Annotated in this window: 8 protein-coding genes; 6 read left to right on the top strand and 2 right to left on the bottom strand. The window is 66.9% G+C overall.

Going from position 1 to position 5,871, the window contains the following annotated elements; genetic code table 11:
- A partial coding sequence (locus tag JNK68_11770) for a L,D-transpeptidase family protein (GenBank protein ID MBL8541033.1) occupies positions 1–857 on the bottom strand: 857 nt, incomplete at its 3' end.
- A 34-nt stretch (positions 858–891) separates the two neighbouring features.
- Positions 892–1,557: an energy-coupling factor ABC transporter permease gene (locus JNK68_11765; GenBank protein MBL8541032.1), complete on the bottom strand. Its 666-nt coding sequence runs from the start codon at positions 1,555–1,557 to the stop codon at positions 892–894.
- 96 nt (positions 1,558–1,653) lie between these two features.
- Between JNK68_11765 and JNK68_11760 the strand changes: the two genes are divergently transcribed.
- From JNK68_11760 to JNK68_11735, 6 genes are all read left to right on the top strand, one after another.
- Complete coding sequence (locus JNK68_11760; GenBank protein ID MBL8541031.1) at positions 1,654–2,310, top strand: HAD family hydrolase; 657 nt, start codon at positions 1,654–1,656, stop codon at positions 2,308–2,310.
- Positions 2,311–2,461: 151 nt separating this feature from the next.
- The gene (gene pcnB, locus JNK68_11755) at positions 2,462–3,814 is read left to right on the top strand and encodes a polynucleotide adenylyltransferase PcnB (protein MBL8541030.1); all 1,353 of its coding nucleotides are present in this window, start codon (positions 2,462–2,464) and stop codon (positions 3,812–3,814) included.
- Complete coding sequence (gene folK, locus JNK68_11750; protein ID MBL8541029.1) at positions 3,811–4,308, top strand: 2-amino-4-hydroxy-6-hydroxymethyldihydropteridine diphosphokinase; 498 nt, start codon at positions 3,811–3,813, stop codon at positions 4,306–4,308. The genes pcnB and folK overlap by 4 nt, the downstream gene beginning before the upstream one ends.
- Positions 4,298–4,939 carry a deoxynucleoside kinase gene (locus JNK68_11745; protein ID MBL8541028.1) on the top strand — a complete coding sequence of 214 codons (642 nt, stop codon included), beginning with the start codon at positions 4,298–4,300 and terminating at the stop codon, positions 4,937–4,939. Before folK ends, JNK68_11745 begins: the two co-directional genes overlap by 11 nt.
- 4 nt (positions 4,940–4,943) lie before the next feature.
- Entirely contained in the window at positions 4,944–5,735 is a 792-nt protein-coding gene (gene panB, locus JNK68_11740) for a 3-methyl-2-oxobutanoate hydroxymethyltransferase (protein ID MBL8541027.1), read from the top strand.
- Positions 5,736–5,748: 13 nt separating this feature from the next.
- Positions 5,749–5,871: pantoate--beta-alanine ligase (locus tag JNK68_11735; protein MBL8541026.1), on the top strand; the 123-nt coding region annotated here is incomplete at its 3' end.

The raw sequence follows: 5,871 nt of genomic DNA, 5'->3' as shown, positions 1-5,871 counted from the left end.
ACCTGAAAGCGAATCCGGTCGAGGGTATCCGCGATCAGTTCTTCCGCCGGGCGTTCATGCTCTTCGAGCGGTGGATGCACCTCGAGATAGAGCGCATCGTCGCCCCAGCCCAGTTTCACCGGCTGATTCATGAGACGCACGGGCGTGCCCACCGGGGCGAGCTGGAACAGCGCTTCGATGTGCTCGGGCAGGAGGCGCATGCAGCCGTGGGTGACGCGCATGCCGACGCCGAATTCCTTGTCCGTCCCATGGATCAGGTAGCCGGAGATGCCGAGCCGCAGGGCGAAGGCGCCGAGCGGATTGTCGGGGCCGGGCGGCACCACCTTCGGCAGGATGTCGCCGTCCGCCGCGTGCTCGGCGCGGATCGATTCCGGCGGCGTCCATGACGGATTCTTCTGCTTTCCCGTGACCTGCGTGAGGCCGAGCGGCGTTTTCCAGTCCATGCGGCCGACCGAGATCGGAAATGTCAGCACTTCGCGCGAGCCGTTCTTCCTCGCCGGCTCCGGGTAGTAGTAGAGCCGGTATTCCGGCAGGTTAATGACGATGCCGCGCCGCGCGCCTTCCGGCAGGAGGCGACGCCCGGGGATGGTGACTTCGCTGCCCACCGCTGGCAGCCAGCGGTCGACGCCGGGGTTGGCGTTGACGATTTCCTCCTGCCCGATGCCCTGCTGACGGGCGATATCGAGCAGCGTTTCCTCATCGCGCACGGTGACGGAACCGACCGCCCCGACCAAGTCCGTTCCCGGTTTGGGCAGTGCATGCCGTTCCACGGGGGCGGGCTCGCCGGCGGCCGGAAAGACAGCGCACAGCAACAGGGCGCCGAACAGGAAAGCGGTGCGATGGCGTGGATTCGTCATGTAGGGAGGGGCGGCGGGAAAGGCAGATCCGCGCCTACTGGTTGCGCAGATAACGTCGGTCGTCGAACGTCGCGACCCATTCCGGCTTGTAGACCACGAAAAGGGTCATGGTCATGCCCGTGAACAGTGCTTCCGACCAGGCGAGCAGCAGATAGTACGGCAGGTAGAGATCGAAAAGCTGCGCTGTCGGGTAAATGCCGGCGCTCGCCAGCAGCGACGTGGTGGCGAGACCCAGCGTCCCCACCGCCACGGCGGCACCGGCAAAGGCGATGCCGAACACATACACGAAGAAATTGTTGGGCAGGCGCGAGTCGATCAGGCGATACACCGCATGGCTCAACGCCACCGGGAGCACCACCATGAGCGTGCCGTTGAGTCCGAAGCTTTCCCAGCCGCTGCCGTTCCATGCCGTGACCGCCGTGAGGACGAGGGTGACGCCGACCATCGCAAGGTGCGGACCGGCCATGAGGGTGAAAAGCGTCGCGCCGAGGAAATGGAAGTTGAGCCCCGGCTGGATGACCGCCGTGATCTGCCAGAGCAGCGTGAGACCGACGATGGTGCCGAGCCAGGCATTGAGCGGCACCGGACTTGCCAGGCGTCGCCACGGCGCGCGCCCGGCGACCAGCAGGAAACACGGCACGAAGAGCACCCAGCCCAGCCAGTACCAGGCATGCGGGAGGAGGGCGTCGGGCAGGTTCATGCGGAAATTTTAAGCTATACTGCGCGCCCGCTTCATCCGCGGTGCGCGTCCACAGCCAGACCGCGCTTCTGCCGCTTCGTTCACCGGTTCCCTCCCATGCGCCTTGCCCTCTTCGACCTCGACAACACGCTGCTGTCCGGCGACAGCGATTTCGAATGGGCGCAGTTCCTGATCGGCAAGGGCGTGCTGGATCGCGAGGTCTACGAGGCGCGCAACCTGCATTTCTACGACCAGTACCGCGCAGGCACGCTCGACATCCACGAGTTCCTCGACTTTCAGCTGAAACCGCTGTCGCGCCATCCGCGCAGTGTTCTCGACGCGTGGCACCGCGAGTTCATGGCGCAGCGGATCGCTCCGCTGATCGGCGATCCCGCGCGGCAACTGCTGCAGCGTCACGCCGACGATCTGCGCGTCATCATCACCGCGACGAACAGCTTCGTGACCGGACCGATCGCCAGCGCATTCGGCGTCGAGCACCTGATCGCAACCGATCCGGAAGCGGTGAACGGCGAATTCACGGGCCGCGTGCACGGTACCCCGTGTTTCCGTGAGGGCAAGGTCGAGCGCCTGCAGGCGTGGCTCGCGGCGCGTGGAACCACGATCGGGCAGTGTGCCGGCAGCTGGTTCTACAGCGATTCGCTGAACGACCTGCCGCTGCTCGCGCTGGTGTCGAACCCGGTCGCGGTGGATCCGGACGATACCCTGCGCCGGCACGCGGAAGAGCGCGGATGGCCCGTCATCAGTTTGCGCTGAGGTGGGCAAAGCGCGGGCACGGGTTCGGCGACAGGCCCCGCGGGGGCCGTCCTGCGGCATTGCGCTGCAACGCCAGATGTATAATTTCCGCCTCTCCGCGCTGGCGCCCGCTGCCGGCCTGAGCTTAGAACAAGGCCTGAAAGGCGACTCCATGATCCGCAAGTTCCTGCATCGCGTTTTCTCGCGCCGCGCCCGGTCGCAGGATCCGGTGGTCATCCCGTTCGAGACGCACGGTGTTGCCCGCAGCCGCATCAGCGACTGCGCGCGCAAGGTCACGTCCACGCTGCAGGAGCGGGGTTTCAAGGCGTTCGTGGTCGGCGGTGCGGTGCGCGACCTGCTGCTCGGACGCGATCCGAAGGATTTCGACGTGGCGACCGATGCGACTCCGGAAGAGGTGCGCAGCGCCTTCCGCCGCTCGCGCATCATCGGCCGGCGCTTCCAGATCGTGCATTGTCTGTGCGGTGCCGAGACGATCGAGGTGTCGACCTTTCGCGGGCCGAGCGGCGAAGCGGGCAATGCGGCGCCAAAGGACGCGCACGGTCGGCTGCTGCGCGACAACGTGTGGGGCACGCAGGAGGAGGACGCGCTGCGGCGCGACTTCACCGTGAACGCGCTCTTCTACGACCCGACCACGCAGGAGATCGTCGACTACTGCGGCGGCTGGGGTGATCTGCAGAAGCGGCTGCTGCGCATCATCGGCGACCCGGAACAGCGCTACCGCGAGGATCCGGTGCGTATGCTGCGTGCGGTGCGGCTGGCGGCGAAGCTCGAACTCGAACTGGAGCCGGCGACCCGCCGCCCCATCAAGCCGCTCGCCGACCTGCTGGAGAACGTGCCGGCGGCCCGGCTCTTCGACGAGATGTTGAAGCTCCTGCTCTCCGGCCATGCCGCCGAAAGCGTGTCCCGGTTGCGCGAGGAGGGATTGCATCACGGCCTGTTGCCGATGCTGGACGTCATCGTCGAACAGCCGCTCGGACAGCGCTTCGTCCTGCTCGCCCTGCGCAACACCGACCAGCGCATCTGCGCCGACAAGCCGGTCTCCCCGGCCTTTCTGTTCGCAGCGCTGTTGTGGCACGAGGTCCTGAGCGCCTGGAAGACGCTGCAGGCGAGCGGCATGAAGCCGATCCCCGCGCTGCACGACGCGATGGAGCAGGTGGTGAGCCAGCAGTCGGAGAAACTCGCGATTCCACGCCGTCTCGCCGCACCGATGAAGGAGCTGTGGGCGATGCAGCCGCGCTTCGAGGCGCGCAGCGGACGCCGGCCGCACGCGCTGCTCGCTCACGAGCGGTTCCGTGCGGGCTACGATTTCCTGCTGCTGCGCTGCGAGAGCGGCGAGGTGGACGCGGAACTCGGGGACTGGTGGACCCGGTTTCAGGACGCGAGTGACGAAGAGCGCGGCAGCATGCTGCTGCCGAATACCGGCAAGGGGACACGCCGCCGGCGCCCGCGGCGCAAGCGCCCGGCGGTCGTGGCAGAGACGGTCGGCGGCGGAGGCGAGTCTTGAGCGCGCAACCGGTGGTGGCTTTCCTGGCGCTGGGCAGCAATCTCGACGCGCCGCGCGAGCAGGTCGTGCGCGGCATGGCGGAGATCGCGGCGCTGCCCGCCACGCGGCTTCTCAAGCGCTCGTCGCTCTATCGCACGGCCCCCGTGGGATTTCTCGACCAGCCGGACTTCATCAATGCCGTCATGATGGTGGAAACGGCGCTCGCGCCGCATGCGCTGCTCGACGGGCTGCTCGACATCGAGCGCCGCCACGGCCGCGTGCGCGACTTCCCGAACGCGCCGCGCACGCTCGATCTCGACCTGCTGCTGTATGGAGATCTCGTGCTGCACGAACCCGGGCTCACGCTTCCTCACCCGCGCATGCACGAGCGCGCGTTCGTGCTGCAGCCGCTCGCCGAGATCGCGGCCGACACCGTCATCCCGGGCCAGGGGCGCGTGGCCGACCTGCTGCGGGAGTGTCCCGATCAACGACTGGAGCGCCTGGATGCTGCCTGAGCGACTGCGCTACGTGGCCATCGAAGGGCCGATCGGCGCCGGCAAGACGAGCCTCGCTCGGGCGCTCGCCGAACGCCTGCACGCACGGCTCGTGCTGGAGGAGCCGGAGGCGAATCCGTTCCTGCCGCGCTTCTACCGCGACCCGGAGCGGCATGCGCTCGCCACGCAGCTTTTCTTCCTGACGCACCGCGTGAACCAGCTCTCCGAGCTGATGCGGCAGGACCTCTTCGCCGGGCGCGTCGTTTCCGATTTCATGCTCGACAAGGATCCGCTGTTTGCCGAGTTGACCCTCACCGCCGAGGAACTCGCGCTGTATCGGGATCTCTACGCGCACGTGAAGCCGCGCGCACCGGCACCGGATCTCGTCATCTATCTGCAGGCATCTCCCGACACGCTCATGGAGCGCGTCAAGCGGCGCGCCGTCGCCTACGAGAGCGATCTCGCGCTCGACTACCTGCGCCGTCTCGCGGACGCGTACAGCGGCTTCTTCCACCATTACGCTGCGGCGCCGGTGCTGATCGTGAACAGCGACAACCTCAACTTCGTCGACGTCCGTGCGGACCTCGACCTGCTGCTGACACAGGTGGCGGAAATGCGCGGCAGCCGGGCCTTTTTCAATCTGGGGACCTGAATCGATGCGGATCACGCTCGCCAACCTGCAGCGCATGAACCAGGACGGCAACAAGATCGCGACGCTGACGTGCTATGACGCGAGCTTTGCCGCCATGCTCGACGCCGCAGGAGTGGAGGTGCTGCTGGTGGGAGATTCGCTCGGCATGGTGCTGCAGGGGCACGAGACGACGCTGCCGGTGACGCTCGAACAAATGGTGTACCACACGGCGTGCGTCGCGCGCGGCGCGAAGCGGGCGTTCATCGTCGCCGACATGCCGTTCGGCACGTTCCAGACCGGCCCGGCGGACACCTTCCGCAACGCGGTGCAGCTCGTGGCTGCCGGGGCGCAGATGGTGAAGGTCGAAGGCGGCGCACCCATGTTCGAGACCGTCGCCTATCTCACGCGGCGCGGCATCCCGGTCTGTGGTCACATCGGTCTCACCCCGCAATCCGTGCACCAGCTCGGCGGCTTTCACGTGCAGGGCCGCGCCGACGAGGAAGCGGGGCGGATCCTCGAAGAAGCGCGCAATCTGGAGAAGGTCGGTGCCGGCATGATCGTGCTCGAAGCGATCCCCGCCAAGCTCGCGAAGGAGGTTACCGAGAGCATCCGCGTACCCACCATCGGCATCGGCGCCGGTGTGGATTGCTCCGGCCAGGTGCTCGTGCTCTACGACATGCTCGACATCTACCCCGGCAAGAAGGCGAAGTTCGTCAAGAACTACATGCGCCCGTCGAAAAGCCTGCAGGCGGCGGTGGAAAGCTACGTCAAGGAAGTGAAGGCGAAGACCTTCCCCGGCCCCGAGCACGCCTTCTAGGATCGGCGCGCCGATGGAAGTGATCACCACGGTTGCGGCGCTCCGTGCGCGGCTTGGCTCCAGTCCCGGGGTCGCCTTCGTGCCGACCATGGGCAATCTGCACGAAGGACATCTGGACCTCGTACGCATCGCGCGC

The sequence above is a fragment of the Betaproteobacteria bacterium genome (genome assembly GCA_016791345.1).
Lineage (GTDB): Bacteria > Pseudomonadota > Gammaproteobacteria > Burkholderiales > JAEUMW01 > JAEUMW01.
The sequence above is the reverse complement of the archived record's forward strand: the minus strand, read 5'-3'. Positions and strand labels throughout refer to the sequence as shown.

What these genes read in the sequence shown, in the direction of transcription:
- JNK68_11765 (MBL8541032.1), bottom strand. Translation starts at nt 1,557, where the DNA reads ATGAACCTGCCCGACGCCCTCCTCCCGCATGCCTGGTACTGGCTGGGC.
- JNK68_11760 (MBL8541031.1), top strand. Translation starts at nt 1,654, where the DNA reads ATGCGCCTTGCCCTCTTCGACCTCGACAACACGCTGCTGTCCGGCGAC.
- pcnB (MBL8541030.1), top strand. Translation starts at nt 2,462, where the DNA reads ATGATCCGCAAGTTCCTGCATCGCGTTTTCTCGCGCCGCGCCCGGTCG.
- JNK68_11745 (MBL8541028.1), top strand. Translation starts at nt 4,298, where the DNA reads ATGCTGCCTGAGCGACTGCGCTACGTGGCCATCGAAGGGCCGATCGGC.
- panB (MBL8541027.1), top strand. Translation starts at nt 4,944, where the DNA reads ATGCGGATCACGCTCGCCAACCTGCAGCGCATGAACCAGGACGGCAAC.